Source organism: Rhodopseudomonas sp. BR0G17 (assembly GCF_010907025.1).
In the GTDB taxonomy this organism is placed as follows: Bacteria; Pseudomonadota; Alphaproteobacteria; order Rhizobiales; family Xanthobacteraceae; genus Rhodopseudomonas; species Rhodopseudomonas palustris_H.
In genome coordinates this window covers 75,356-98,249 of the sequence record NZ_QUML01000010.1, presented here as the reverse complement: position 1 = coordinate 98,249, position 22,894 = coordinate 75,356, and the positions used below count along the sequence as shown (strand labels likewise).

Sequence of the window (22,894 nt, the reverse complement as noted above, 5' to 3'; positions counted from 1 at the left end):
GCGATTGACAGGTTCCGACGGAGCCCGCATCGGTGCGGGCGATTTTCCGCGTGAGGGAACCTGATGATCGCCAGTGTCGGCCTGATCCTGCTGTGCCAGCTCGTCGGCGAAGTGATCGCCCGCGGGTTGGGGTTACCGTTGCCAAGTCCGGTGCTTGGCTTGATGTTGCTGTTCTGTCTGTTGGTGGCGCGCGATTACATCAAGCCGCTGGCGCTCGGACCGCTCGGCAATGGCGGCGTCGAGGAGGCTTCCAAGGGCATGCTGGCGCATTTGTCGCTGCTGTTCGTCCCTGCCGGCGTGGGGGTAATCCAGCAGCTCGATATGATCACCACCCACGGTGTTGCGATCATGCTGGTCCTGGCCGGGTCGGTGCTGATCACGCTGGTGGTCACGGTGGTGACATTTGTGGTGGTGGCGCGGCTGCTGGCGATGTGGGTGCCCCGATGAACGCCAACCCGTTCTCGCTGTGGGTGTATCTGTCGCAGACGCCGCTGCTGTGGCTGACCGTGACGCTGCTGGTCTATGCGGCGACCGATGCGGTGTCGCAGGCGACCGGGCGCAATCCGCTGGTCAATCCGGTTCTGCACGCCATGTGGATTATCGGCGTGTTCCTGTGGGCGACCGGCACCTCCTACACCACCTATTTCAGCGGCGCGCAGTTCGTGCATTTCCTACTCGGCCCCGCCACCGTGGCGCTGGCGGTGCCGCTGTATGAGAACCGCAAGCTGGTGCTGGCTGCGATCCTGCCGATGGCCCTGGCGCTGGTCGTCGGCTGCGTCACCGCGATCGTCTCGGTGGTCTGGCTGGCGCAGCTCGCCGGGCTGCCCGAAACCGTGGTGCTGTCGCTGGCGCCGAAATCGGTCACTGCGGGCGTCGCGATGGGTATCAGCGAGTCGCTGCATGCCGATCCGTCGCTCACCGCGGTGGCGGTGATCCTCACCGGCATCCTCGGCGCGATCGTCGTCTCGCCGCTGATGAACCGGCTCGGGATTCGGGATTATCGGGCGCGCGGCTTCGCCGTGGGGCTCGCCTCGCACGGCATCGGCACCGCGCGGGCTTTCCAGGTCGACGCGATCGCCGGCGTGTTCGCCGGCATCGCGATGAGCCTGAACGCGCTGATCACCGCGCTGCTGGTGCCGGTCCTGGTCACTTTGCTGGTGCACTGAGTTCGGCTCACGCTGTCGCTGCAGTGTGATTTGCCGCCGCGGCAACCACCGCGTTACGCTTTGCGTGAAATCATCCGTCTGAGGATGTCGCTGATGTCCGATGTTTCAGTGGGGCCTGCCTCGTACGTCGCGGCCCCGCCGCTGCGCTGGTCGATGCCGCGTCCGGTCGTGGCGATCGCGGCTGCGCTGATCGCAGTGATGGTGGCGATCCTGGCTTCGCCCGATGCGACGAGCGCCGCGCGCGCCCAGAGCGATGCCGAACTGGTGCTGCTGCTGCGCTTCATGGCCGGCGTGAAAGCTTTGATGGCGCTGGCCGCGCTTGGCGCGGTGGTGTGGCGGCTCGGCTATCCCGCTTCGCCGGTGTTGAGTGCAGCCTACGTGCTCGCGCCCGCCCTGATGGTCGCGGCGCCGCTGCTGATCTGGCAGATCGCGCCGACCGCGCTCGGCGCCGGGCTGTTTCATGGCGGCTTGGCGCTGCTGCTGCTCGCTTTGTTCGCCGACCGCGGCCAGGCCTCAGAACTGGTCCGGCGCACATTGTTGGTGCGGCGTACGGCCTGAGCGCTACGCCGCCGGCAGCTTCAGCCAATCGAGCAGCGCAACGTTGGCCTCGCGCGGGTAGCTGTGACTGAGGTCGGCGATCTCGCGGTAGCTGACGTCGGCGCCGGCCGAGACCAGCGCCTCGTGGGCCTGCCGAGCCACCTCCACCGGAAACATCCAGTCGTGGCGCCCGTGAACGATCTGGATCGGCAGCCCGCGCAGCCGCGCGGAATCCGCCGCGCCGGCGAGCAGCGGATGAAAGCTCGCGGCGATCGGCGCCAGATGGGTGAACGGCGAGTCGCTGGTCAGGCCCGAGACGTAGCAGAACGTGCCGCCGTCGCTGAGGCCGGTCAGCAGCAGCCGCGACGGATCGACCCGCCAATGCCCCCGCACCTCGTCGAGGATACGCACCAGATTCGGCGAATCGACATCCTCGCCCATCAACGCCCAGGTTCGCCCCCTCGCGGTCGGCGCCACCACGATCGCGCCGCGGGCGCGCGCGTCGCGCAACCAGCTCCACAGGAACAGCCGGCCGTGACCGCTGCCGCCGTGCAGCGCCATCACCAGCGGCCATTCCCGGTTCGGGTCGTAATATTCCGGCACGTAGAGCGAATAGCCGCCACGGCTGCCGGGCTCGTTGAACCGGTGAAACACGCCGCTATCCGGATGCTTCGGCTGCGTCAGTCGCGCCAGCAGTGTTTCGTTCTGCTGGCTGTCCGGATCGAGGAAGAAACTCGACACCGGCGGCAGAGTGGCCGCGAGCGGATACAGCGCCTCCAGCCCCTGCGGCAGATGCCGGAGCGCCCGGAAGACGTCGCCGAGATCGCCCTGGCCGGCATCGACCGCGCGGAGGCCGGCAAACGCCGCGAGCGCCTGCTCGCCGGCGGTCTGGAGCGGACCCCGCAGATGCGCGAAGGTCTCGGGCCAATTCGCCAGTCGTGGCAACTCGGCCTGCAGGGCCTGTTCGGGCGTGCCGGCGAGCTTGAGCAGGTCGCCGAATTCCGGCGGATGCAGATAGCGCGCGACGAAGCCGAGCGATTCGAGGCTCTGCAGCAGCGGCGGCAGCAGCGCCACGATGTCGTCGATCACGGCCTCGCTCATCCCATCCCTTTCCGATCTTGTGTTGTACAGCCCGACAGTGTCAGGGATCGGGGGCGCTGCAAACCGCAAACGCTGCGGTGATCGGGCGGGGTCCCATTCGGCGCAAAACCCTTTAGGGTGGCGAGGAGCCAAAGCCCGAGCGGAACGTTGCCGTCGGCGAGGCAAGGGGACCTGGATGCCGGCATCCGAAAACAAGTTCTTCATTCTGCTGCTGGTGGTCGCCACCGGACTGTTCGGTTGGATTCTGTGGCCGCTGTACAGCGCCGTGCTGTGGGGCATGGTGATCGCGATCCTGTTCGCGCCGCTGAACCGCCAGCTCAACCGCGCCTTCGGCTTCCGGCGCAATCTCGCGGCGTTCACCTCGGTGGCCATCATCGTGCTGATGGTGCTGCTGCCGATGTCGCTGCTCGGCGCCGCCCTGGCGCGCGAGGCGGCTGCGACCTACACCAAGATCGAGTCCGGCAACCTCGATCTGCTGAAAACCATGCGGGAGCTATTGGCGTCCCGGCCCGATTGGCTCGGCGATCTGCTCAGCCGGTTCGGCGTCGGCAATCTCGCGGACATACAGCAGCGGCTGTCGGCTGCGCTGCTGCGCGGCAGCCAGTATCTGGCGGGCCAGGCGCTCGATATCGGCCAGAGCACCTTCGACTTCACCGTCAATCTGTTCGTGATGGTGTATCTGCTGTTCTTCCTGCTACGCGACGGCGATCTGTTAGCCGGACGTATCCGCCGCGCGATGCCGCTCGGCGTTGATCATCAGAGCCGGCTGCTGGATAAGTTCACCGTGGTGATCCGCGCCACCGTGAAGGGCAACATGCTGATCGCGCTGATTCAGGGCGCGCTCGGCGGGCTCGCCTTCTATGTGCTCGGCATCAGCGGCGCGCTGATGTGGGCGGTGGTGATGGCGTTCCTGTCGCTGCTGCCGGCGGTCGGAGCCGGAATCGTCTGGCTGCCGATGGCGCTGTATCTGATCGCCACCGGCTCGGTCTGGCACGGCGTCGGGTTGATCGTCTGGGGCTCGCTGGTGATCGGCATGGTCGACAACTTCCTCCGCCCGATCCTGGTCGGCAAGGATACGCGGATGCCGGACTACGTGGTGCTGATCTCCACGCTCGGCGGTCTCGAAGTGTTCGGCCTGAACGGCTTCGTGATCGGCCCGGTGATCGCCGCGATGTTCATCGCCACCTGGGACATTTATTCGTCCGCGCGTGAGGATGCCGGCGATACGCCGCCGATCGGTGCCAATGCCGGCCCGGTCGAGGCCGAGCCGGTCGCAGTCGCCCCGAACCGTAGCGATCGCGGCACGACGCCGGTCGCTTAAATCCCGAACCAGGGCTGCAGCAGCCGGGCGAACCGGCTCTTGAACCGCAGCGGCGCGTCGGTGACGGCGAGGCAGATGCAATCCTCGCCCGCGCCGGCCTGCGGCTGGTGTTCGGTGCGCTCGTCGGTCTCGGCGACGTCGCCGCGCCGCATCACGGTGTCGCCGTCGCACAGCGATCCGTGCAGCACCAGCGTCAGTTCGCGTCCGGAATGGCCGTGCTCGAACACCCGCGTGCCGGCCTCGAACCGCAGCATCCGGGCGCGCGGGCGGCAGCCCGGGATGTCGATGGTGATCTGTTGCACCCGCGGCGCCAGCCGGGTCCAGCGCAAGCCGGCAAGGTCAGTACCGAGATAGCTGCGCAGCGGCTCGGGGATCACGATGTCGGAACGCGGCTGCAGCGCCGTTGCCGGGATGGCCGAAGGTGCGTCCGGCCCGGTGTGGGTCCGCGCCAGCACGCTCTGCCACAAGCCCTGCGTCACGTCCGCGGCGGGCAGCGCGTCGAGCATTTCGCCGCCGAGCGCATCGGCGGCGGCCGCGCGCGCACGGCAATGCGGACACAGCGCCAGATGGGTGGCGACCAGCAGGCTCGAAGCTTCGTCCAGCGCGCCGGCGGCGTAGCTCAGCAGCAGATCGTCGCCGATGTGGTGCCGCACCGTCATCGCGGCTCTCCGGCGGGCGCATCGAGTGCCGCCCGCAGCTTGCCGAAGGCGAGTCGGATTCGCGACTTCACGGTGCCGACCGGCAGGCCGAGTTGCTCGGCGATCTCGCTGTGTGATTGGTTTTCGTAGAACGACAGCATCAAAACACTCTTCTCGTTGAACGACAGGGTCTCCATCACCTCGCGCACGCGCTGCTCAGTTTCGGTGCGCTCCAGCCGGCGGTCGGGCGGCTCCTCCTCGTCGGGCACGAATGCCGGATCGTTGGGATCGAAGTTCGGCCGCTTCGCCTGCCGCAGCCGGTCGATGCTGAGATTGCGTGCGATGGTGAAGATCCAGGTCGAGGCCGAGGCTCTGGCCGGGTCGAACTGCGCGGCGCTGCGCCAGACCGACACCATCGTCTCCTGGGTGATCTCTTCGGCCAGGGCCGGATCGCCGCCACGCCGGGCGAAGTATGATTTCAGGCGCGGCGCGAAATGGCGAAACAGCGTCTCGAACGCGGCGCGATCCTGCGCGACCGCGATCCGGACGATGCAGTCCGCCATCTCCGCCGACGGCGGGCGTGGACCGTCGCGCAATTGATCCATGACTACCGCTCCGTTGCCGGGCGCGCACCGATCCGCAAGATCGCCTTGAAGCGCACGCTCTGAACCCCGCAGCCTAACGCGGGACGCGGCGATGCGGAGCGCGCCATGTGTCGCGCTCACATGCTCGCGAGTAGTAATCAGGTAGTCGCGCGTGAGGACCGAATCTGGTGTGCGGAGAATCATGAGCAGCGAGCGCGCGATCGGATTGATTGCATTTGTTCTGATACGAACCAGCCGATCGTTTGGATCACCGCATCCCGACAAAAATCGCATGCGGCAACCGAGCGCATCAGGCCGGGCCCGGCTCACGCGGCTGTGATGGCTAAGCGGTGATCCGACGGCGCCGCCGCTTCGTAAACAGCGTGCTAACAGCCAACGGGAGGTTTGATGATGTCGATGCTTCGGAAACTGAACGGCATGGAAGCTGCTGTGATCGGCGGCGCGCTCCTGATGACGCTCGCTCCGCTTGTGCCGTACGCGATGCTCGGCTGATCTTCGGCGACAGCAACGTGACCGATCGAACGCGAACCCAGCCATGGTCGCGGGGCCTGCCGGCGATGCCGGCGGGCCCTCGACTCTGAGTTGGGTTGTTGCGTGGTTCGGCTGCTGCGCCGAACATATTCGGCTCGTCAGCCCGCCTTGCCGGACAGCGTCTGCACCAGAGCGATGAACTGACTCGCCAGCGGATTGTTGGCGCCGGTCGTTAGCGCGTAGACATCGGCTAAAATCGGCGGTCCGGCGATCGGCCGATACACCACATCCTGATGCGCCAGCTTGCTGACGAATTCCGGGATGATGGCGATGCCGAGACCCGCAGCGACCAGGCTCGTCAGCGATGCCGACTCGATCGCCTGATGAGTGACGCGCGGCGCATAGCCTGCCTCGAAGCAGCACTGCCACAGATACTTGGCAAACAGCGAATCCTCCAGCCGCAGAAACACGAAGCTCTCGTCGCGGAGATCCGCCAGCGTCACCTTCCTGGTCGATAGCGCGTGGCCTTTCGGCAGCACCAGCCGGACCGATTCCTGCCACGCCAGCTCGCTGGCGATCTCGGCATCTTGCGGCGGACAGCGCAGGAAGCTCACATCGGTTTGGCCGGATTTCAGCGCCGCCACTTGCCGGTCGGGCGACATCTCGTGGATGCGGAGATCGACGTTCGGGTAGTTGAGCGCAAACTGCTGGATCGCTCGCCCGAGCGGGCCGGTGAGCACTGATCCGGTCAGCCCGACATTGAGAATGCCGGCGGTGCCGGCGCCGATCGAGCGGGCGCGCTGCACGGCGGTTTCGGCCCGCTCCAGAATCGCGAGCGCCTGTTTCAGAAAATCCTCGCCGGCCCGGGTCAGCGCGACGCGGCGTGTGGTCCGTTCGAACAGCGGGGTGCCGATCTCGGCCTCCAAATCCCTGATTTGCTGGCTGAGCGGCGGCTGCGCCACGCCGAGGCTGTCGGCGGCCGCAGTGAAATTCAGGTGCCGCGCCACGGCGGCGAAATAGCGGAGATGGCGGATTTCCATCGCTCAATCATACTTCAAATGTATCAATCGAGACACATGAAATATTTGACGTCTAGAAACTCAGCAGTGATTGTTTCGCAGGCTCCAAATCCCGGGAACATTCCGATGACGCGGTTTTTCAGGTCGCTGTTTGGGCAGGTGGTCGCCGCCCTCGTACTTGGTGTGGCTCTCGGTGCGCTGTGGCCTGAGGTCGGGGTTGCGCTGAAGCCGCTCGGCGACCTGTTCATCAAGCTGATCAAGTTCGCGATCGCCCCGCTGGTGTTCGGCGTGGTGGTCAACGGCATCGTCGGCGCCGGCGACCTGAAGAAGGTCGGGCGGGTCGGGTTGAAATCGCTGATCTACTTCGAAGCCGTGACAACGGTCGCGCTCGCGCTCGGCATCGTGCTGGCCTACGTGTTCCAGCCCGGCGCCGGCATGAACGTCAACACCGCGACGCTCGATGGCTCGGCCCTCGCCGGCTACAGCAGCCACGTCAAGGAAGTTACCGGCTTCACCGACTTCATCATGCGGCTGGTGCCCACCACCTTCATCGACGCGTTCGCCAAGGGCGACGTGCTGCAGGTGCTGATCATCGCGATCCTGTTCGGCGCCGGCCTGTCGCTGCTCGGCGAGCGCGGCAAGCCTTTGGCCGACAGCATCGAGCGCATCACCGAGGTGCTGTTCAAGATCATCGGCATCATTGTCAAGCTGGCGCCGCTCGGCGTGCTCGGGGCGGTGTCGTTCACGGTCGCCAAATACGGCGTCGGCTCGCTGAAGCAGCTCGGCCTACTGGTCGGCCTGTTCTATGCCGGCGTCGCGCTGTTCGTGTTCGTGATCCTCGGCAGCATCATGCGGCTGGCGGGCTTCAGCCTGCTCAAGCTGCTGGCTTACTTGCGTGAAGAACTGACGGTGGTGGCCGGCACCGCCTCATCCGACAGCGTGCTGCCGCAGGTGATGCGCAAGCTGGAGCGGCTCGGCATCAAGGACTCCACGGTCGGTCTGGTGATTCCGACCGGCTACTCGTTCAACCTCGATGCGTTCTCGCTGTATCTGACGCTGGCGACGGTGTTCATCGCCCAGGCCACCAATACGCCGCTGTCGTTCGGCCATCTATTGGTGATCCTCGGCATCGCGCTGCTCACCTCCAAGGGCGCCCACGGCGTTCCCGGCTCGGCGATCGTGGTGCTGGCCGCGACGCTGTCGGCGGTGCCGGATATTCCGCTGATCGGCCTCGTGCTGGTGCTGTCGGTCGACTGGTTCGTCGGCATCGCCCGGGCGCTCGGTAATCTGGTCGGCAACTGCGTGGCGACCGTGGTGATCGCTGCCTGGGAGGGCGACATCGACCGCGCCCAGGCGAAACGCGTGCTGAACGGCGAAGTGACCACCGACACCGCCGCGATCCTCGACGCGCCGATCGCCGAAGCCTCCGCCTGACCGCTGAGCTGATACCAAGAAACGCAGGGAGACCGCGATGAACGCCCCGATCTACAACCCGGCTTGCGGCGGGCTGCCGCCGCAGAGCACGCTGCATACCGGCCGCGCGGTGTTCACCGAGGCCTATGCGGTGATCCCGCACGGCGTGATGAGCGATATCGTCACCAGCCTGCTGCCCGGCTGGACCGATACCCGCGTCTGGATTCTGGCTCGGCCGCTGTCCGGTTTCGCCGAGACCTTCGCGCAATATCTGGTGGAGGTCGCGCCCGGCGGCGGCAGCGACCATCCGGAGCCGGATCCGCAGGGCGAAGGCGTCGTCTTCGTGGTCGGCGGCGCGCCAAGCCTCGAGCTCGGCGGCAAGTCCCATGCGCTGCGCCCCGGCAGCTACGCCTATCTGCCGCCCGGCTGCGGCTGGCGGCTGCATAACGCTGGCGCCGAGCCGGCGCGCTTCCACTGGATTCGCAAGGCCTACGAACCCGTCCCCGGCCTTCCTGCGCCGGACGCCTTCGTCACCCATGAGTCCGAGATCGAGCCCGCCGGCATGACCGGCACCGGCGGCACCTGGGCGACGACGCGGTTCGTTTCCCCGGAGGATCTGCGCCACGACATGCACGTCAACATCGTCACGCTGCAGGCCGGCGCCTCGATTCCGTTCGAGGAAACCCATGTGATGGAGCACGGGCTGTTCGTGCTCGAAGGCAAGGCGGTGTATCGGCTCAACCGCGACTGGGTCGAAGTCGAGGCCGGCGACTTCATGTGGCTACGCGCGTTCTGCCCGCAGGCCTGCTACGCCGGCGGTCCCGGCCGCTTCCGCTATCTGCTGTACAAGGACGTCAACCGTCACCCGGCGCTCGGCCGCCGCGGGCTCGGACGATGACTGCGACCGCGCGAAAAATCGTGGCGCAGCCGCTGACGGCGGCGGCGTTCGCGCCGTTCGGGCAGGTGATCGATACGGCGCAGGCCTCTTCGCGTCCGATGAATGCCGGCATGGCAAGGCGCTTCCACGACCTCGCCGAGATCGAGGTGATCGGCGACGGCGCGCGCGTGGTGGTCGGCTTGGTCGAGGCGCAGCCTTACGCGATGCCGCTCTGGCTCAACCTGGTCGAGCGCCATCCGCTCGGCGCCCAGGCGTTCGTGCCGCTGAACACCGCGCCGTTTCTGGTGGTGGTCTGCCCGGATGAAGCCGGCAAGCCCGGCGCGCCGCAGGCCTTCGTCACCGCCCCGCATCAGGGCATCTGCTACGCCCGCAACATCTGGCACAGCGTGCTGACGCCGTTCGGCGCCGCGCAGGATTTCGTGGTGATCGACCGCAGCGGGCCGGGCGTGAATCTGGAAGAGCACGTGTTCGACGAACCGTGGATCGTGCACCTGCCGACCTGCCATTGACGCTGCGGCTCTGCAACGAGCCGCGCCGGACGTCACGTCGCTGGCGGCTAGCGCAATTCTGGCTTCGACAGAATCAGGGCCGCGCTTCTGAGCGGTCGTTAGCTTGCAGAACCGCATGGTTCGAGACGGCGCTTCGATCTGACGCGGAACTGCTCTACGGCCGCTCAAACGTGATGCTGTAGCCGAACGCGTTGCCGGTGCAGCGCAGCTCCCGAAATCCCGCAGCCGAGACCCGCTCGCGTAAGTGGCGGCGGGACACGTAGTGCGGATCGAACACGCTCTCGGCAACCAGCAGACGGCCGCCGGGGCGCAGCATGCGATGCACCGACGGAAAGATCTCGGTGCCGCGCGGAAATTCGCCGAGTGCCATCACCATCACGGCCGCATCGAGCGAACCTGCCGCGATGGCTGCGTCCCGCACGTCGGCGCGGAGCGGGCGGATGTTGGTCAGCGCTTCGGCCTCGGCCTTGGCGGCCACTTTCGCCAGCATGCCGTCCTGAATGTCGAGCGCGGTCACTTGGCCGCTTGGTCCGACAGCGCGCGCCAGCGGAAGCGTCACCCGTCCGGGGCCGCAGCCGATGTCGATCGCATGGTCGCCCGGCCGCAGCTGCAATTGCGCCACGACCTGTTCTGAGCGTGTGGCGCGCGCCAGCGGGTTTTCCATTTCCACAAGCCAGGCGATCTCCGACGGGCACGGCAGCACCGTCCGCCTGGACGCCATCCGCCAGCCCACCCAGAGGGCCGGCAGCACCAGCAGAACAAGAAAACCCGCCATCACCGATCCGTTCGCACGCGCATTCGAATCCAGCAGTGCAGCCTGCGGGAAGCGGTGTAAAGCGGGCAGGGGAGGTGTGATGACAGGAGCGAGACGAGGTGTGGTCGGTACACATAAGGCTGTGATGATCGCTCAAAACACTCAGAGTTTCCAATGGGAGAGCGACACAAAAGATTGTCACGATCGCACGCAATTGACGTAACGCCGGGCCGGTTCGGGACTCATATGTCGTAACGTGTCGCAGCGCACGTAATTCTATTTATGAATCAATATCCTCCACCTCGCCATTCGGACCGACCAGTGCGATCTCGATTCCAGCCGCGGCACAACGAGGCGCCAGCTTGCGAGCGATCCGAAGGGTGACCTCGGTTTTTGGCATCACTGCCACCAAGCGGCCGCCCGTCGCCTTCATCATCAGACGACCGACGATTTCGCACATCGACTTGTCCAGCTTCGAGAGACGCCCCGGGTAGCGCGTCTCGATTGCCCCACCCTTGCACTCAGCCTCGATCCGGACGCCATTTGCCTCGGCGGTGACGTCGCTCAACCCAGATCTGGGGTGAACCACGATCTGGCGCCCCTCCGCGTCCTGGTAGGTGCCTGCGAACGGGGGCCGGGCCGTGATCGTTCGGTGAAAGCCGTGCTTCTTGAGCCAGCCCAGAAAATCGACCTGGCGAGCACGCTGCCCGTCGGGATGGATCAAGACCGAGTGTCATTTTGATTTCTCCTCAACTATCTCAAGGGCTGCGCTGACCAATTTCCGGAAGGCGGCCGATCGTCTCGCAGCGACACCAACTCTCTTCAGCCATGAATCGCGGTCGCTGGCGTCTGCACCACTTCGACTAGCGAGGAACTGGGAGATACGGCAGACCAGTTTGTCTCCCGGCTTTACGACACCCGAAAGAATTCGGGATAGGTGCGGCTGACTCACGCCCAGCGCACGCGACAGCTCCGCCTGATTCAATCCCGAAGAGCGACGGTAGTTGTTCAGACGTTTTCTGAGGTCGTCATTGTTGATCCTTGCCATATGCGTTTTTATGCATTTTTATGTATTTATATTCAATTAGCAGCAGCATGATCCGATGGTGGATGGGGTATCTTCGATAGGACGTCCCGGTGCGGAGGTCATTCCCGGCGTCCGCTGGGGCAAGCCAGAATGGGTGCCGAGCGCCGCCTTCTGGGCGCAAATGAGTGCCCTCGCCCACGAGGACGATGATTACGTATGCAGGGACATGACCCTCAAGGAGCAGGTCGGTTTCTGTCTCCTGGGCGGCTTCGGGATCACCGCCGAGATGAACGCGTCCGCGTATGATCGTTTGGCCGCCGAACAGATATTTGCCCCCGGCAGCCTTGCCGATGCCGAGCAGATACGCGAGTTGCTGACAGCCCCGCTTGAGATCCAAGGTCGGTCAAGAAAGTACCGCTTTCCCAATCAGAAAGCGGCCAGGCTATCGCAAGCACTGCGGATGCTTGAGCACGCCCCGCCGAAAACCAATGATCACCGAATCTTCCGTCGCGAACTTACAGAAATTCCAGGGATCGGAATGAAGACCGCGTCCTGGATCACCCGCAACTGGCTCGGCAGCGACGACGTTGCGATCCTCGATATCCACATTATCCGCGCGGGTATCCTAATCGGGTTGTTCGGCCGGGACCAGCAGGTCGCCCGCGACTATGAACTCATGGAAGGCCGTTTCCTCCAGTTCGCCAAGGCGCTTCAAGTCCGCCCGTCCCTGCTCGACGCAGTTATGTGGAGACACATGAGAGCCCTTGGGCGCGGTCCGGTTTGACGAATCGATCGACTCGCGCATAGGTTGCCGCGGGGGTGGTAGATGGCCGGAAAGTCGAAGCGGGGTGCAGGGCGGACCTCGACGCGAGAGGTGGGGAAGTCAGCGGTCGCCGGCGGCGACCCGTGTGATTTGGAGTTCACAACAGAACTGACGTCCGTTCGGCTTGCCGCTTTGCGAACGATCGCCGTTGGAACAGTCCTCGATGTCCAGATCGTCAGACAAGATAGTTCAGAGGCGGCGGTATGCGTCGTCAGGAGTAGCAGCGATGTCGTCGGAGCGCTGGCAGGTTTCGAGGGACTTGCAGTCCTCATCGACTGCATCCGACGCGGCAACCGATATTCAGCGGAGGTTCTCCGGATCACGGTAGCTACCTGCGCGGTGCATGTGCGGCGGGCCCGCGTGTGATCGTCGCGGGTGGCACCTATCTTGAGATCTGCCTCCGGCCAGCATGGCGGCGTCTGTTCGGTTCTGGGCTGCGGGCCGCCGTCGCCCTCGCCCGATTGTCGCCCGGAACGGTGTTGCATACCTATGCGCACCGGAATTGGGCCGCCGACGTTGTAGCCACTGCGAGGTCATTCGGCTGCACCGCGCTTGTGTCTCCGAGTGACGATGCGATCTCATTCTCGTATGTCCATCCCCTTTCACCGGCGGTGCGGTCGCCTGCTTCCTTTGACCGACAAAAGCCGCTTCGCGTCGAAGGGCCGGTTGTTCTTCGGTATGGAATGGTCGAAGGCGAAGCCGTCGTCCGCGCCGGGCGCGCAGTGTACGACCACCAGGGAGCAGAAGACGTGTTCCCCTCCAACGGCTCCAGTGCCACCGAATTGGCTGTCGTCTTGAACGAGGCCGAGGCGTCGAGCGAAGGCATCGAGCTCGACGTCAAGCAGGTGCTGCATCGACACAGCGCGCAGATCGTCGTGGTTAAACGCGGCCCCCGAGGGGCGACCGTCTACACTTCGCGGGGCGCGTCGACTGAGGTTCCGGCGTACATGTCGAAGCAGGTCTTCAAGATCGGATCAGGCGACGTATTTAGTGCCGCCTTCGCGCATTTCTGGGGAGAGGCAAACAGAGAGCCTGAAGCTGCAGCAGACATGGCGTCCCGATGCGTTGCGACCTTCGTCGAGGGTCATTGCCTGCCTTTGGAGGCTCCATCCGATAGCGCACATCCGATCAAACCGTTCGGGTCTGCCGGCCGAATTTATCTCGCAGGTCCATTTTTTGACTTGGCCCAGCGCTGGCTTGTCGAAGAGGCGCGCCAGGCCTTCGTCGAACTCGGCGTCCGCGTGTTCTCTCCTCTGCATGATGTAGGCACCGGGCTATCGTCGATAGAGATCGCGAAGGCGGATCTCGACGGTCTTAAGGCGTGCGCCGCGGTCTTCGCCTTGTTGGATGGAGCAGATCCAGGAACGCTCTTCGAGGTCGGGTACGCGCGGGCACTCGGGAAGCCGGTTGTCTGTCTCGCGGAACGATGGGGTGCAGAAGAACTCACGATGTTCGCAGGATCTGGCTGCGAGGTGCTGCCGGATTTCGCGACGGCTGTCTATCGGGCCGCTTGGGCGAGTTGCTCTTGAGAGTCTTGCTGTTCTCAGGCGGGATCGACTCCTCTGCGCTCGCGTATTGGTTGAGACCCGATGTGTGTCTTACCGTTGACTACGGACACCGGCCCGCGTCAGGAGAGGTCGCGGCCGCCGCGAGCATCTGCAGCGAGCTGGGTCTCCGTCACGAGGTCATTTTCGTCGATTTGCGCCACCTTGGATCAGGTTCTTTGGCAGGGACCCCGGTTTCAGGGTTGGCCCGCGCGGAGGAATGGTGGCCCTATCGAAATCAGATGCTGATCACTCTAGCCGGCATGAGGTTCCTCTCTGAGGGACTACGTGAGATAGTAATCGGGGCTGTGTCAACCGATGTGCACAGCGATGGGCGGTCGCCCTTTCTTAGAGGGATTTCGAGGCTTATGTCTCTCCAGGAAGGACAAGTGGCGGTTTTAGCGCCTGCGCGTCGGCTCAGTCCCGAGAGACTATTGGACGTTTCCGAATTTCCCGCCGACCTTTTAGGCCTAACGTTCTCCTGTCACACGATGGAATTCCCTTGTGGGACGTGCCGTGGGTGCATCAAGCACGCGGAGCTTTCGAATTACATGCGACGCGGCGCAAGGTGATCTGACGGCGAGGCTACAGTAGCCCCTCTCTAACATCCATCGGATGAGTGCCGCTCAAGCGATAGTACCATATATTGGTGCGCACGATATCTTGGTTGCCTATTCCCAAGGCCGCATTTCTTCGGTTGAAGCCGTCGCTAGACTTCATGTGGACGGCTATCGGGACTTGGTCTTGGCCATGAGCGACGTCGGACATTCTCTTCCGAGGCCATCCAAAGCCCACGTTGACCGTCAGGTTGGAATGGCGCTTCCGGTGCTTCGTGATGCGTTGATCGGCGTTTCATCGACCGTTGTAGGCAGCGCGCAGCGCGGCATCATCCTCCACAAGCTCATGGAGGAGATCATAAATGGCGAGGCCACCGAGAACGCCGTCGAGATCGAGGGCCGAGCGGCCTTGCTGAAGGCACACCTCGGCATCGAGCCGACGGCGGAGCCGCAGGCGGCCGAACTTGCGGCCACTGTGCTGCGGACGCTGGCGCTGCCCGCAATCCAGGCGCTGCGGCCCGGCCTTGTCGCCGAACTGCCGGTGTTCGGCGCCGGCCGCGTCGATGACGACGAAGTCCTGACCTCGGGCCAAGCCGACGCGATCGCGCTGGACGACAGCGGGGAGGTCGAGGTGGTTGTCGACTGGAAGAGCGACGTCGCTCCGCAGGCCAGCGCCATCGACCACTATCGGCAGCAGATCAGCGACTACCGGAAGCTGACCGGAGCCAGAAAAGCGCTATTAGTATTCATGACGGCGGGGTCCGTGGTGGAGGTCGGATGACCGCCCCGATAGCAGGATCGACGACGGCAATGGCGAACAGTTTGGATGCGGGCGATGAAGCAATGGTCTTCTGGAATGATTCGAATCGGAATCATTTCTCGTTAGTTAGCAAGCTTGTGAAGCGCGCAAATCGCCTCGATTGCCTCGTCGCCTTCGCTACCTACCAAGCGAGAGTGTGGTTAAGGCCTCCGGAAATTCCGTTAAAGCCCGCGGAAAGGCCGGATGCCTGAACGGGCGTGTTGCTGCTGGTGTTTGTCCCGTTGCCCAACTGGCCGTAACCGTTGTTTCCCCAGCACTTTGCGGCTCCCGATTGAATGCCGCATGCATGGCTTCCTCCAATGGTGACCGCACCAACTCCGGAGGACATTCCGGAAACCTGCACGGGCGACCAGCTATTGTTCGTGCCACCGTTGCCCAATTGACCACTTGAGTTGTAGCCCCAGCATTTGGCTGCACCGGATTGAATCGCACAGGCATTGAAGTTGCCGGTCGCGATAGCCGTCACTCCGCTGCTCAAGCCGGAAACCTGCACGGGCGTCGTATAGCTCCCTCCGCCAGTCCCATTCCCCACGCCACCGTATTGATTGTCTCCCCAGCACTTCGCCGCTCCCGATTGGATCGCGCAAACTGTAAAGCCTTGCGCCGCGATTGCCGTCACGCCGCTCGTCAGACCGGTCACTGCGACCGGGGTCGAACTGTTCTTCGTCGTGCCGTTACCGAGCGAGCCGTTGTTGTTGTAGCCGAAGCAGAAGGCTTGCCCCGAGGCGACCGCGCAAGTGGTTGGTGTTCCCCAACCCGTCGATACGGCCGTCACCCCCGTCAGGCTTGCCTGAACCGGTGTCGAGCTGTTGTTGGTCGTCCCGTTGCCGAATTGGCCGTAACCGTTGTTTCCCCAGCACCACAAGCGTCCTCCGGCGCCGCCCGAGACGACCGCACAGGAGTAGTCAACACCTGCGGCGATGTCCGTCACCCCCGAAAGATTGCTGACAGGCACCGGTGTCTTGCTGGTCGAATTCGTCCCGTTGCCAAGTTGGCCATAGCCGTTGCGGCCCCAGCATTGCACGGTGCCATCATTCAACAGGCCGCAGGAATGGTTACTGCCGGCGACCAGCTTTTTGTAAGTCTTGCCACCAGCGACATTGACGGGAGAGGAACTCGTGGCGCCGGCACCGTCCCCCAGTTGCCCGTAGTCGCCATACCCCCAGGCGTAGGCGTTCGAGTTGATCGCCACGGTGATCGTCAAAGGTGGCGTGGTGGCCGTTCCGCCGCCGGCGTCCGTCACCTTGATCGTGCCCTGCCAGGTCCCCGGCATAGGGGAAGCTCCCGAGATAGTGCCCGACGCTGGGTCGAGCGAGAGCCCCAGTCCCGCCAGCGAGCCGGAGATGTTCGTCGCGCCGAACGCATTGCCGCCCGACCCCCCAGTTGCGGTCATCGTAAAGGAATAGGCCGCCGCAGTCCCATTGGGCGGCGTCCCAGAGATCGCGAGCGCCGGATTGACGGTGACCGAAAGGTTCCCGGAAGTGGATGAGGCCCCCGCGCTATCGACTACAACTAATCTTCCCCACCAGATACCGGAAGTGGCCGGGATCCTTCCGGTGCCTGTTCCCGTGAACATGACGTCGCCGCCGGAAATCGACGCGGCGATGCCGAGGTCGGTAAGGGATGGGCCGCTGGTCGTCGTGGCAGCCACCGAGACGTAGGGCGGCAGACCTCCTGACACGGTTGCTGCGGTCCGAACGTACGTCTCGCCGAGCGCCCCGGTAGCGACCGATGCGCCTGCGACAGCGAGCCCGGAATTGACGGTGATGGCGAAGTCGGCGGAAGTTGCGGTCGTACCGTCCGCATCGATGACCTTGTAGGCGAGGCCGGACTGGTTGCAGGTTGCGGTCGGCGTTCCTGAGAGTTTGCCGGTCACGGCGTCGAAGGTGACGCCGGGGCAAAGACTTCCGACGTCCGATATCGGGGCCGCGTTGTGAAGGAGACTGTAGCTCAAGACCCCGACGGCGTTGGCGACGGCGGGGGCCGGCCAGATCACGGCATTTTCCATCGAGCCGGTTCGGGCCGCGGGGGCAGCGATGGCGAGGGGCGGCAGCACGGTGACGATGACGTCCGGGGTCGTGCTGGACGATTCGGCGGAGGTCGCTGTCGCGCGGAAGGTGAAGTCGGTTCGCTGAGCGACGGCCGGGGCCGTGCCGGAGAACGTAGTGTTCGGCGCGTCCGCAGTCTTCGTCAGCGATACGACCGGCGTAGCCGGCGAAACCTGGACGAGAGACCAGATCGGCAGATCGCGGCTGGTGATCAACGTGCCGGCGATAGTCGCGGCCTCATGTACCATCGGTGGTGACGTAAGGTTGGCGGTGGCGGTCGCGGCCGACACGGCGAACAGCAGGTCTCCGCTTGCGGACCGTCCTGCGGCATCGGTCACCACGATGGTCGCCGTGCTTGTTGTTCCAGCGACTTCGGTGGCTTGGATTTTCGATCCGACGAGATGCATGCCGTCCGGCAGCGCCCCCAATTTCAAAGCATAACTGTAGGGCGGTCGACCACCGGAAGTCAGGTCCGCGAGATCGACCGAATAGTTTCGGCCCTGAGAGGCGATCGGCGGCGTGCCGGTAAAGGAAACCGGCGCATAGAAATACAGCGAAAAGGCACTAGAGATCGCCTGCGTGTCGTCAGCGGAATCCGTCACGCGATACGCAAGCCCCTCGACGGTGCACGGCTCCACCGGACGACCGATGATGGCGCCATCGCTTTCCCGGAACTGCATCCCGGCGCAGAGCGATGAGAGATCCCTTATCTGCACGCCGTTTTGAAGAAGGTCGTAGGACACAGACCCGATGGCATTCGACGCCGTCGGCCCGGCAATCCCGAAGCTTGTATCGGGGACGACCGGACCTTCATAGATCGGCATCGACGCGAGGCTTCCGGAAATTGCCAGCTTCGGACGAACGACGACCGAGGCGCTCGCGGCGGCGAGCCCGGCACTGCTGCTCGCGGTGGCCGCGATCGTGTAGGTCGTATCCGACGCGACATCTGGCGCGACGCCCGAGAAGGTCGTCGACGGAGCGTTTCCTGCCGCCGTCAGCACCAGGGTCGGCGTGGCGGGACTCGCAACGAGGCCCCAGGTTGCATCCGGCGAGACGCTGGACAGCGCGCCGGCGACCCGCTGTCCTGCATGGACGATCGGCCTTTCGACGCTCGCGGTCGCGGAAAGGTATCCGATGTCGAGCACAAACGAATTGGAGAGTGCTCGGCGTCCGTCGAAGCTGTCCGTCGTCAATATCTGCAGCGGACCGTCGTTGCACCGTGCAGAAGGCGTCCCGGACAGAACTCCAGTCGATTGATCGAACGACAGACCTGGGCAACGTAGGGCGATATCGTAGACGGTATTGCCGTCCTTGACGATCTGGAAGTTCGCGTGCCCGACAATGCCCGAGGTGATAGGCGCTTCCGGCAGATCAATGGGCCTGCCTGCGGTCCCCGCTACGACGTCCGTCCGATACGCGACCTGAATCCGCGGATAGATGCGCAGCGACAATCTTGCGACCGCCGTCGTACTGCCGCTTGCGCGAGCCTGTGCGGTGACGACGACGTCGGTCGGCGCATCCACCTCCGGCGCCGTCCCGGAAAAGGTGCCGCCTGCCGGATTCGACACCAAGTCCAGATGAGGGGCGACCGGTTCCTGCGTGAAAGTCCAGGAGGCGGTCGTGAAGTTGGACTTCCCCTGGATGACGACGGTGTCGAAAGATCGAATGGGAGCGTCCCCAATGATCGACAGGCCGGCTGATCCGGTCTCGGCCGGCTGGGGCGGGACGGAAGGCACCCCCATTCCCCCGGTGCCGTACATGCGGAAATATTGGAAGTTAGCCGCAGTCGCAGCTTGGGAAGTCCATATCGTCGCACAGATGAAGCAGAGGACCGCCCCCATCCGATGCGACCACCGCCGCACCGAAGATTGCTCTGAACTCATGGTAGGACCGACAACCCGGCCAAACCGGTCGGACCGCAAGTGCGTCAAACGTTCGTTCCGAACGCCGTAGTCAAGGCCGGCCTGCATCGCTTCACCCGCTGCAATCAACGTCCTTCGCGCCGATCCCCTTTGCATGTCGGCAGGAACAAAGTCGTTATGACATTAAAAGTATTCATCCACAATTTCGGGCGACGGCAACTGTACTTGAAAGTATATTTGAAAATATTCAAATCAACACCAAGAACAACAGGTAGTTTTTGCTCGCTCTTCTGTCACCATTTGGCACTTTGATCGCGGGAGAGCTTTACAGTATCGAGCCTTTCAAATCGAAATACGTAGAATCCGCCGCTGAAGTAATGATTATGCGGAAATGCAATATTGAGCCAAGTATTGAAGATGAACAGTCTTGTGTTGGAAATTTTGGCTTTGCGTCGTCCGAGGTCGGGAGATTCCGCTTCCTGCTTCGACGACCCGCGTCTACCGGCAGTGGGTGCCGCTGACCGGCAGAGGGACCTCTGGAGCCGAAGCTTCCCGTTCGGGCAATGCTGCCCTACGTAGGGTTGGTCGGGCTCAAGCAGCTCCAGCACCATGCGGCGCAGGTTCGTCGCCGCGTTGAGACCGCGTTCGATATCGAGACCGCAATCGAAGCAGGTCGGGGTGGACGGCTCGAAGTGGCCGGCCTTGTGATGGATTATACGCCGCGGACGCAGGGGTCCTGGCGACGATCATGGAGGCGACGGCCGTGACTGGGCATCACCGGTGATCCCGAAATAACGATCGATTTCGTTTCACCGCTAGGCTATTGTGAGCCATCATGAAAAAGCCCGCACACGACATCGAAGCGGCCGATATCGCCGCCGTGGACCTGTTCTGCGGCGCGGCCGGATTGTCGCTGGGATTGACGCGGAGCGGCGTAAAGGTTGTCGCCGGGATTGATTTGGATCCGGCCTGTAGGTTTCCATTCGAGCAGAACATCGCCGCAGACTTCCTCCAGGCCGACATCTCGACCCTGGAGGCCAAAGCCGTCGACGATCTGTTCGGTAACGCGAAGATCAGAGTGCTGGCAGGTTGCGCTCCTTGCCAGCCGTTCTCCGGTCTGACGACCAAGCGGCGCGGCACTGACGAGCGTTGGGAATTGCTGCTGCATTTCCTGCGGATCGCCAAGGAGACCGGCCCCCACGTCATCACCGTGGAGAACGTGCCCAGGCTGAGCCATCTGCCGCTTTGGGGCAGTTTCGTCGAGGGACTCGAGCAGGAAGGCTACCATATCGCCTGGGAGGTTCTGGACGCCTCGCGGTACGGCGTGCCGCAGAGTCGGCGGCGGCTCGTCCTCCTCGCCTCCAAGCTCGGCCCGATCCATCTTCCGGAGCCCACCGTCCGAAAGCTGCGCACCGTTCAGGATGCCATCGGCACGCTCCCGGTCATCGCTGCGGGTTTGCCCAACTCTGCCGACCCGCTGCACACCTCGCGAGCGCTCACCATGCGCAATCTCGCAAGGATCCGGAATTCCCAACCCGCCGGCACGTGGCGCGACTGGCCCAAACGGATGCGGGTCGCCTGCCACAAGGCTGATACCGGACGGACCTATCCCTCCGTGTACGGTCGCATGTCGTGGGACAAGCCGTCGCCGACGATCACGACGCAGTTCTACGGTTTCGGAAACGGTCGCTTCGGCCACCCCGTCCAGGATCGAGCCATCACGTTGCGCGAAGGAGCGATACTCCAGTCGTTTCCGCCGAGCTTCAAATTCGTGCCCGACGGCCGCCGGATCAATTTTCGGGAGATAGGCCGCCTGATCGGCAACGCCGTGCCGCCTGCCCTTGCGGAGGCGATCGGCCAGGCCATCGTCCGTCACGTAGCCGAAGCAGCCTCCGACTCCTCCGTCGCCAGCTCGCGGTACTCCTCGGAATCGAGGTAGCCTGCAATATTCTGCGCGATGCCGCTCATGTACTTCAACGATCTGTCCGACAACATCGTCAGCTGTCGGATCGGATGGTCCCGGCCGACCTCCTCGAAGGTCTTGCGACCATGCGCGAGATCGTGCCGAATATCCTTGATGGTAAGAAGGTCCGCGCCTCCGCGGGTTCGACGATTGTCCGTGCGCACCGAGAACCCGTAATGGCCGGCCGCTTCGGCGATCCTCTTCGCATCCACGCTTCCTTCGATCCAGATCTCGCCGGCGAGCGCAATCGAAACGAACTCGCACGGAAGATCGACCATGTTGTGGTTCAGTGCGGGGCTCGCCTGCTTCTTGAACCTGCGGATCGTCTCCCGTCTCAACGACACCCGAAGATCGGCGAAGGCCACGGACTTTCGGGTAATGGTGTCGTTGATCTCCTGAATCCCGCCCCGGAAGGTCGCCTCGATCAGATTGTACAGGACGAGGAAGGTGCCGGCCCGGAGCGTCAGCAGCCGCCCCTCTTCGACGCGGCTCGCTCCCGACCGGATCTCCCGTTCGGCCTTTCTGACGACGGCGAGATAGTGAAGAACATGGCGTTTCCGCTCACTGAAATCCTGCAGGAAGGCGTAGGTCATGGCCGCAACAGCTCGTCCCGCACGAACTCTAGACGGCCCTTCAGGTTTGCGCGGTTGTTCGACGCATCGCTCGTCGTCAGGCGCTTGAACTCGTTGCCGGCGAGCCACTCGGGGATGGCGCCGACATTCAGGTCCTCCCGCTCGCGCAGTGCTAGTCCCACACCCACGGACAACGCTTCGAAACGCACCCGCGGGACCTTCCGGCCGCCGCCCTTCGTCTTCTGAAATCCGTCGGGGAAATGTGCCTCCACGAAACGGAGCATCCTGTCCCATTCGTCTCGCATCTGCTTCAGGAGAGCGTCCCTACCGCCGCCCTGAAGCTCCACATTGGTGTCCTTGACGTAGCGCAGCAAGAAATCGGCGACGACCTTGCCCTCGGGGCCGAACCCGAATTTCTCGTAGCGGTTCAGGAAGGCGAAGAACCTGGTGACTAACTCCTCGTACTCGAAGCGCTTCCTCAGGCCCTCCGGAACGGGCGCGAGCTTCCGAAGCAGAGGATCCTTCGCGAGCTCCGTCACAAATTCGAGGAACGGTCCCTTCTCGATGCCGCGCCGTATCTCCACTGTGGCCAGCTTCACGGAGCCAGTGTTGATCCTGTCGAAGAGGTCGCGACGAACGTCTTCCGTCACGGTCTCGCTGAGCTCAACCACCCTCAGCGTCGTCCTACGGACCCGCCTCTGTCGAGGCAGGGGAAGATCATCAAAGCTGAAACCATTCAGCGCATCGAGCTTCTCGAGGCCCGACAGAACCAGTTTGTTCGTCAGAAACTCGGCCAGCGTGCGTACGCGCTGCACACCATCGACGATTTCCAGCCGTCCGCTCATCGTTGGGTCGTCGTCGTTGACGTCTGCTACGAACAGGTAAGGTATCGGCATTCCCATCAGAAGCGATTCGATGAAGCGCATCTGATTGCGGTCAGGCCAGATCAGGTCGCGCTGGTAATCCGGGACGAAGAGTTCGTTTTCGTCCTCTTCCAGTCCCTTCAGATACTTCATCACCACGACTTCGGCGGGATACTCCCTGACCAGATAGCGGATGTCCTTCTGGCTCTGGACGATCTGACGGTCGGCTTCGTCGGCCTTCTCCTTCGACTTGGTCGGTCTGCCGGCAGGTCGAAATTTCTCCCAATCATCAAAAAGATCGCCCATTCCGTATCCATTCGTTGCAATGAAACCGCGCGAGGCCAGCCGGCCGATTCCCGCCCAACGGAGACCCCGACAGCACC

The 22,894-nt window shown here is 63.8% G+C and carries 22 protein-coding genes; 12 read left to right on the top strand and 10 right to left on the bottom strand.

The window, feature by feature from the left end; all coding sequences use genetic code 11:
• Positions 1–63 precede the first annotated feature (63 nt).
• The 3 genes from DY467_RS10420 to DY467_RS10410 all read left to right on the top strand — a co-directional run bounded on the left by DY467_RS10420 (position 64) and on the right by DY467_RS10410 (position 1,724).
• Positions 64–447, top strand: coding sequence for a CidA/LrgA family protein (locus tag DY467_RS10420; RefSeq protein ID WP_164635841.1), 384 nt, complete (start codon positions 64–66; stop codon positions 445–447).
• Complete coding sequence (locus DY467_RS10415; protein ID WP_107346398.1) at positions 444–1,166, top strand: LrgB family protein; 723 nt, start codon at positions 444–446, stop codon at positions 1,164–1,166. The genes DY467_RS10420 and DY467_RS10415 overlap by 4 nt, the downstream gene beginning before the upstream one ends.
• Positions 1,167–1,259: 93 nt before the next feature.
• Positions 1,260–1,724, top strand: a complete 465-nt coding sequence (locus tag DY467_RS10410; protein ID WP_164635839.1) for a hypothetical protein — start codon at positions 1,260–1,262, stop codon at positions 1,722–1,724.
• Positions 1,725–1,727: 3 nt separating this feature from the next.
• On the opposite strand, the gene DY467_RS10405 is transcribed toward DY467_RS10410, so the two are convergent.
• Positions 1,728–2,804, bottom strand: a complete 1,077-nt coding sequence (locus DY467_RS10405) for a carboxylesterase family protein (protein WP_164635837.1) — start codon at positions 2,802–2,804, stop codon at positions 1,728–1,730.
• A gap of 175 nt (positions 2,805–2,979) precedes the next feature.
• Here DY467_RS10405 and DY467_RS10400 point away from each other — a divergent pair, with 175 nt between their 5' ends.
• Entirely contained in the window at positions 2,980–4,125 is a 1,146-nt protein-coding gene (locus tag DY467_RS10400) for an AI-2E family transporter (protein WP_164635835.1), read from the top strand.
• Here the strand turns inward: DY467_RS10400 and DY467_RS10395 are convergent.
• From DY467_RS10395 to DY467_RS10385, 3 genes are all read right to left on the bottom strand, one after another.
• Positions 4,122–4,784 carry a ChrR family anti-sigma-E factor gene (locus tag DY467_RS10395; protein ID WP_164635833.1) on the bottom strand — a complete coding sequence of 221 codons (663 nt, stop codon included), beginning with the start codon at positions 4,782–4,784 and terminating at the stop codon, positions 4,122–4,124. The two genes, DY467_RS10400 and DY467_RS10395, sit on opposite strands and share 4 nt — an antisense overlap.
• Entirely contained in the window at positions 4,781–5,368 is a 588-nt protein-coding gene (locus tag DY467_RS10390; RefSeq protein WP_164635923.1) for a sigma-70 family RNA polymerase sigma factor, read from the bottom strand. Before DY467_RS10390 ends, DY467_RS10395 begins: the two co-directional genes overlap by 4 nt.
• 629 nt (positions 5,369–5,997) lie before the next feature.
• The gene (locus DY467_RS10385) at positions 5,998–6,879 is read right to left on the bottom strand and encodes a LysR family transcriptional regulator (protein WP_164635831.1); all 882 of its coding nucleotides are present in this window, start codon (positions 6,877–6,879) and stop codon (positions 5,998–6,000) included.
• A gap of 105 nt (positions 6,880–6,984) precedes the next feature.
• On the opposite strand from DY467_RS10385, the gene DY467_RS10380 reads away from it, so the two are divergent.
• Genes DY467_RS10380 through DY467_RS10370 form a run of 3 tightly spaced genes read left to right on the top strand, consistent with a single transcriptional unit; the run spans position 6,985 to position 9,678 of the window.
• Positions 6,985–8,292 carry a dicarboxylate/amino acid:cation symporter gene (locus DY467_RS10380; protein WP_164635829.1) on the top strand — a complete coding sequence of 436 codons (1,308 nt, stop codon included), beginning with the start codon at positions 6,985–6,987 and terminating at the stop codon, positions 8,290–8,292.
• Between the two features lie 37 nt (positions 8,293–8,329).
• Positions 8,330–9,169 (top strand): bifunctional allantoicase/(S)-ureidoglycine aminohydrolase, encoded by an 840-nt coding sequence (locus DY467_RS10375; protein ID WP_164635827.1) that lies wholly within the window; start codon positions 8,330–8,332, stop codon positions 9,167–9,169.
• Positions 9,166–9,678 (top strand): ureidoglycolate lyase, encoded by a 513-nt coding sequence (locus tag DY467_RS10370; RefSeq protein WP_107342760.1) that lies wholly within the window; start codon positions 9,166–9,168, stop codon positions 9,676–9,678. Before DY467_RS10375 ends, DY467_RS10370 begins: the two co-directional genes overlap by 4 nt.
• A gap of 154 nt (positions 9,679–9,832) precedes the next feature.
• Here the strand turns inward: DY467_RS10370 and DY467_RS10365 are convergent, their stop codons facing one another.
• The 3 genes from DY467_RS10365 to DY467_RS26875 all read right to left on the bottom strand — a co-directional run bounded on the left by DY467_RS10365 (position 9,833) and on the right by DY467_RS26875 (position 11,480).
• Complete coding sequence (locus tag DY467_RS10365; protein WP_164635825.1) at positions 9,833–10,453, bottom strand: class I SAM-dependent methyltransferase; 621 nt, start codon at positions 10,451–10,453, stop codon at positions 9,833–9,835.
• A 259-nt stretch (positions 10,454–10,712) separates the two neighbouring features.
• The gene (locus DY467_RS10360; RefSeq protein WP_205502238.1) at positions 10,713–11,156 is read right to left on the bottom strand and encodes a hypothetical protein; all 444 of its coding nucleotides are present in this window, start codon (positions 11,154–11,156) and stop codon (positions 10,713–10,715) included.
• A gap of 9 nt (positions 11,157–11,165) precedes the next feature.
• Positions 11,166–11,480, bottom strand: a complete 315-nt coding sequence (locus tag DY467_RS26875; RefSeq protein WP_164635823.1) for a helix-turn-helix domain-containing protein — start codon at positions 11,478–11,480, stop codon at positions 11,166–11,168.
• A gap of 55 nt (positions 11,481–11,535) precedes the next feature.
• Here DY467_RS26875 and DY467_RS10350 point away from each other — a divergent pair, with 55 nt between their 5' ends.
• From DY467_RS10350 to DY467_RS10335, 4 genes are all read left to right on the top strand, one after another.
• Entirely contained in the window at positions 11,536–12,243 is a 708-nt protein-coding gene (locus DY467_RS10350; protein ID WP_164635822.1) for an 8-oxoguanine DNA glycosylase, read from the top strand.
• Between the two features lie 722 nt (positions 12,244–12,965).
• Positions 12,966–13,811, top strand: a complete 846-nt coding sequence (locus DY467_RS10345; protein ID WP_246701514.1) for a PfkB family carbohydrate kinase — start codon at positions 12,966–12,968, stop codon at positions 13,809–13,811.
• Positions 13,709–14,398 (top strand): 7-cyano-7-deazaguanine synthase, encoded by a 690-nt coding sequence (locus DY467_RS10340; protein WP_246701513.1) that lies wholly within the window; start codon positions 13,709–13,711, stop codon positions 14,396–14,398. The genes DY467_RS10345 and DY467_RS10340 overlap by 103 nt, the downstream gene beginning before the upstream one ends.
• Before the next feature lie 241 nt (positions 14,399–14,639).
• Positions 14,640–15,164, top strand: coding sequence for a hypothetical protein (locus DY467_RS10335; protein ID WP_205502236.1), 525 nt, complete (start codon positions 14,640–14,642; stop codon positions 15,162–15,164).
• Between the two features lie 160 nt (positions 15,165–15,324).
• Here the strand turns inward: DY467_RS10335 and DY467_RS10330 are convergent, their stop codons facing one another.
• Positions 15,325–18,993 (bottom strand): RCC1-like domain-containing protein, encoded by a 3,669-nt coding sequence (locus tag DY467_RS10330; RefSeq protein ID WP_164635816.1) that lies wholly within the window; start codon positions 18,991–18,993, stop codon positions 15,325–15,327.
• A gap of 955 nt (positions 18,994–19,948) precedes the next feature.
• Between DY467_RS10330 and DY467_RS10325 the strand changes: the two genes are divergently transcribed.
• Positions 19,949–21,052 carry a DNA cytosine methyltransferase gene (locus DY467_RS10325; RefSeq protein WP_164635814.1) on the top strand — a complete coding sequence of 368 codons (1,104 nt, stop codon included), beginning with the start codon at positions 19,949–19,951 and terminating at the stop codon, positions 21,050–21,052.
• Here DY467_RS10325 and DY467_RS10320 read toward each other — a convergent pair.
• On the bottom strand, positions 20,986–21,669 hold the full coding sequence (locus DY467_RS10320; protein ID WP_164635812.1) for an MAE_28990/MAE_18760 family HEPN-like nuclease: 684 nt from the start codon (positions 21,667–21,669) through the stop codon (positions 20,986–20,988). The genes DY467_RS10325 and DY467_RS10320 overlap by 67 nt on opposite strands.
• Positions 21,666–22,817 carry a DUF262 domain-containing protein gene (locus DY467_RS10315; RefSeq protein ID WP_164635810.1) on the bottom strand — a complete coding sequence of 384 codons (1,152 nt, stop codon included), beginning with the start codon at positions 22,815–22,817 and terminating at the stop codon, positions 21,666–21,668. The genes DY467_RS10320 and DY467_RS10315 overlap by 4 nt, the downstream gene beginning before the upstream one ends.
• Positions 22,818–22,894: the final 77 nt, after the last annotated feature.

Excerpts from the sequence above, each read along its gene's own strand:
- DY467_RS10420 (WP_164635841.1), top strand. The coding sequence starts at position 64 with ATGATCGCCAGTGTCGGCCTGATCCTGCTGTGCCAGCTCGTCGGCGAA.
- DY467_RS10415 (WP_107346398.1), top strand. The coding sequence starts at position 444 with ATGAACGCCAACCCGTTCTCGCTGTGGGTGTATCTGTCGCAGACGCCG.
- DY467_RS10410 (WP_164635839.1), top strand. The coding sequence starts at position 1,260 with ATGTCCGATGTTTCAGTGGGGCCTGCCTCGTACGTCGCGGCCCCGCCG.
- DY467_RS10405 (WP_164635837.1), bottom strand. The coding sequence starts at position 2,804 with ATGAGCGAGGCCGTGATCGACGACATCGTGGCGCTGCTGCCGCCGCTG.
- DY467_RS10400 (WP_164635835.1), top strand. The coding sequence starts at position 2,980 with ATGCCGGCATCCGAAAACAAGTTCTTCATTCTGCTGCTGGTGGTCGCC.
- DY467_RS10395 (WP_164635833.1), bottom strand. The coding sequence starts at position 4,784 with ATGACGGTGCGGCACCACATCGGCGACGATCTGCTGCTGAGCTACGCC.
- DY467_RS10390 (WP_164635923.1), bottom strand. The coding sequence starts at position 5,368 with ATGGATCAATTGCGCGACGGTCCACGCCCGCCGTCGGCGGAGATGGCG.
- DY467_RS10385 (WP_164635831.1), bottom strand. The coding sequence starts at position 6,879 with ATGGAAATCCGCCATCTCCGCTATTTCGCCGCCGTGGCGCGGCACCTG.
- DY467_RS10380 (WP_164635829.1), top strand. The coding sequence starts at position 6,985 with ATGACGCGGTTTTTCAGGTCGCTGTTTGGGCAGGTGGTCGCCGCCCTC.
- DY467_RS10375 (WP_164635827.1), top strand. The coding sequence starts at position 8,330 with ATGAACGCCCCGATCTACAACCCGGCTTGCGGCGGGCTGCCGCCGCAG.
- DY467_RS10370 (WP_107342760.1), top strand. The coding sequence starts at position 9,166 with ATGACTGCGACCGCGCGAAAAATCGTGGCGCAGCCGCTGACGGCGGCG.
- DY467_RS10365 (WP_164635825.1), bottom strand. The coding sequence starts at position 10,453 with ATGGCGGGTTTTCTTGTTCTGCTGGTGCTGCCGGCCCTCTGGGTGGGC.
- DY467_RS26875 (WP_164635823.1), bottom strand. The coding sequence starts at position 11,480 with ATGGCAAGGATCAACAATGACGACCTCAGAAAACGTCTGAACAACTAC.
- DY467_RS10350 (WP_164635822.1), top strand. The coding sequence starts at position 11,536 with ATGGTGGATGGGGTATCTTCGATAGGACGTCCCGGTGCGGAGGTCATT.
- DY467_RS10345 (WP_246701514.1), top strand. The coding sequence starts at position 12,966 with ATGGTCGAAGGCGAAGCCGTCGTCCGCGCCGGGCGCGCAGTGTACGAC.
- DY467_RS10340 (WP_246701513.1), top strand. The coding sequence starts at position 13,709 with ATGGGGTGCAGAAGAACTCACGATGTTCGCAGGATCTGGCTGCGAGGT.
- DY467_RS10335 (WP_205502236.1), top strand. The coding sequence starts at position 14,640 with ATGGCGCTTCCGGTGCTTCGTGATGCGTTGATCGGCGTTTCATCGACC.
- DY467_RS10330 (WP_164635816.1), bottom strand. The coding sequence starts at position 18,993 with ATGGGGGTGCCTTCCGTCCCGCCCCAGCCGGCCGAGACCGGATCAGCC.
- DY467_RS10325 (WP_164635814.1), top strand. The coding sequence starts at position 19,949 with ATGAAAAAGCCCGCACACGACATCGAAGCGGCCGATATCGCCGCCGTG.
- DY467_RS10320 (WP_164635812.1), bottom strand. The coding sequence starts at position 21,669 with ATGACCTACGCCTTCCTGCAGGATTTCAGTGAGCGGAAACGCCATGTT.
- DY467_RS10315 (WP_164635810.1), bottom strand. The coding sequence starts at position 22,817 with ATGGGCGATCTTTTTGATGATTGGGAGAAATTTCGACCTGCCGGCAGA.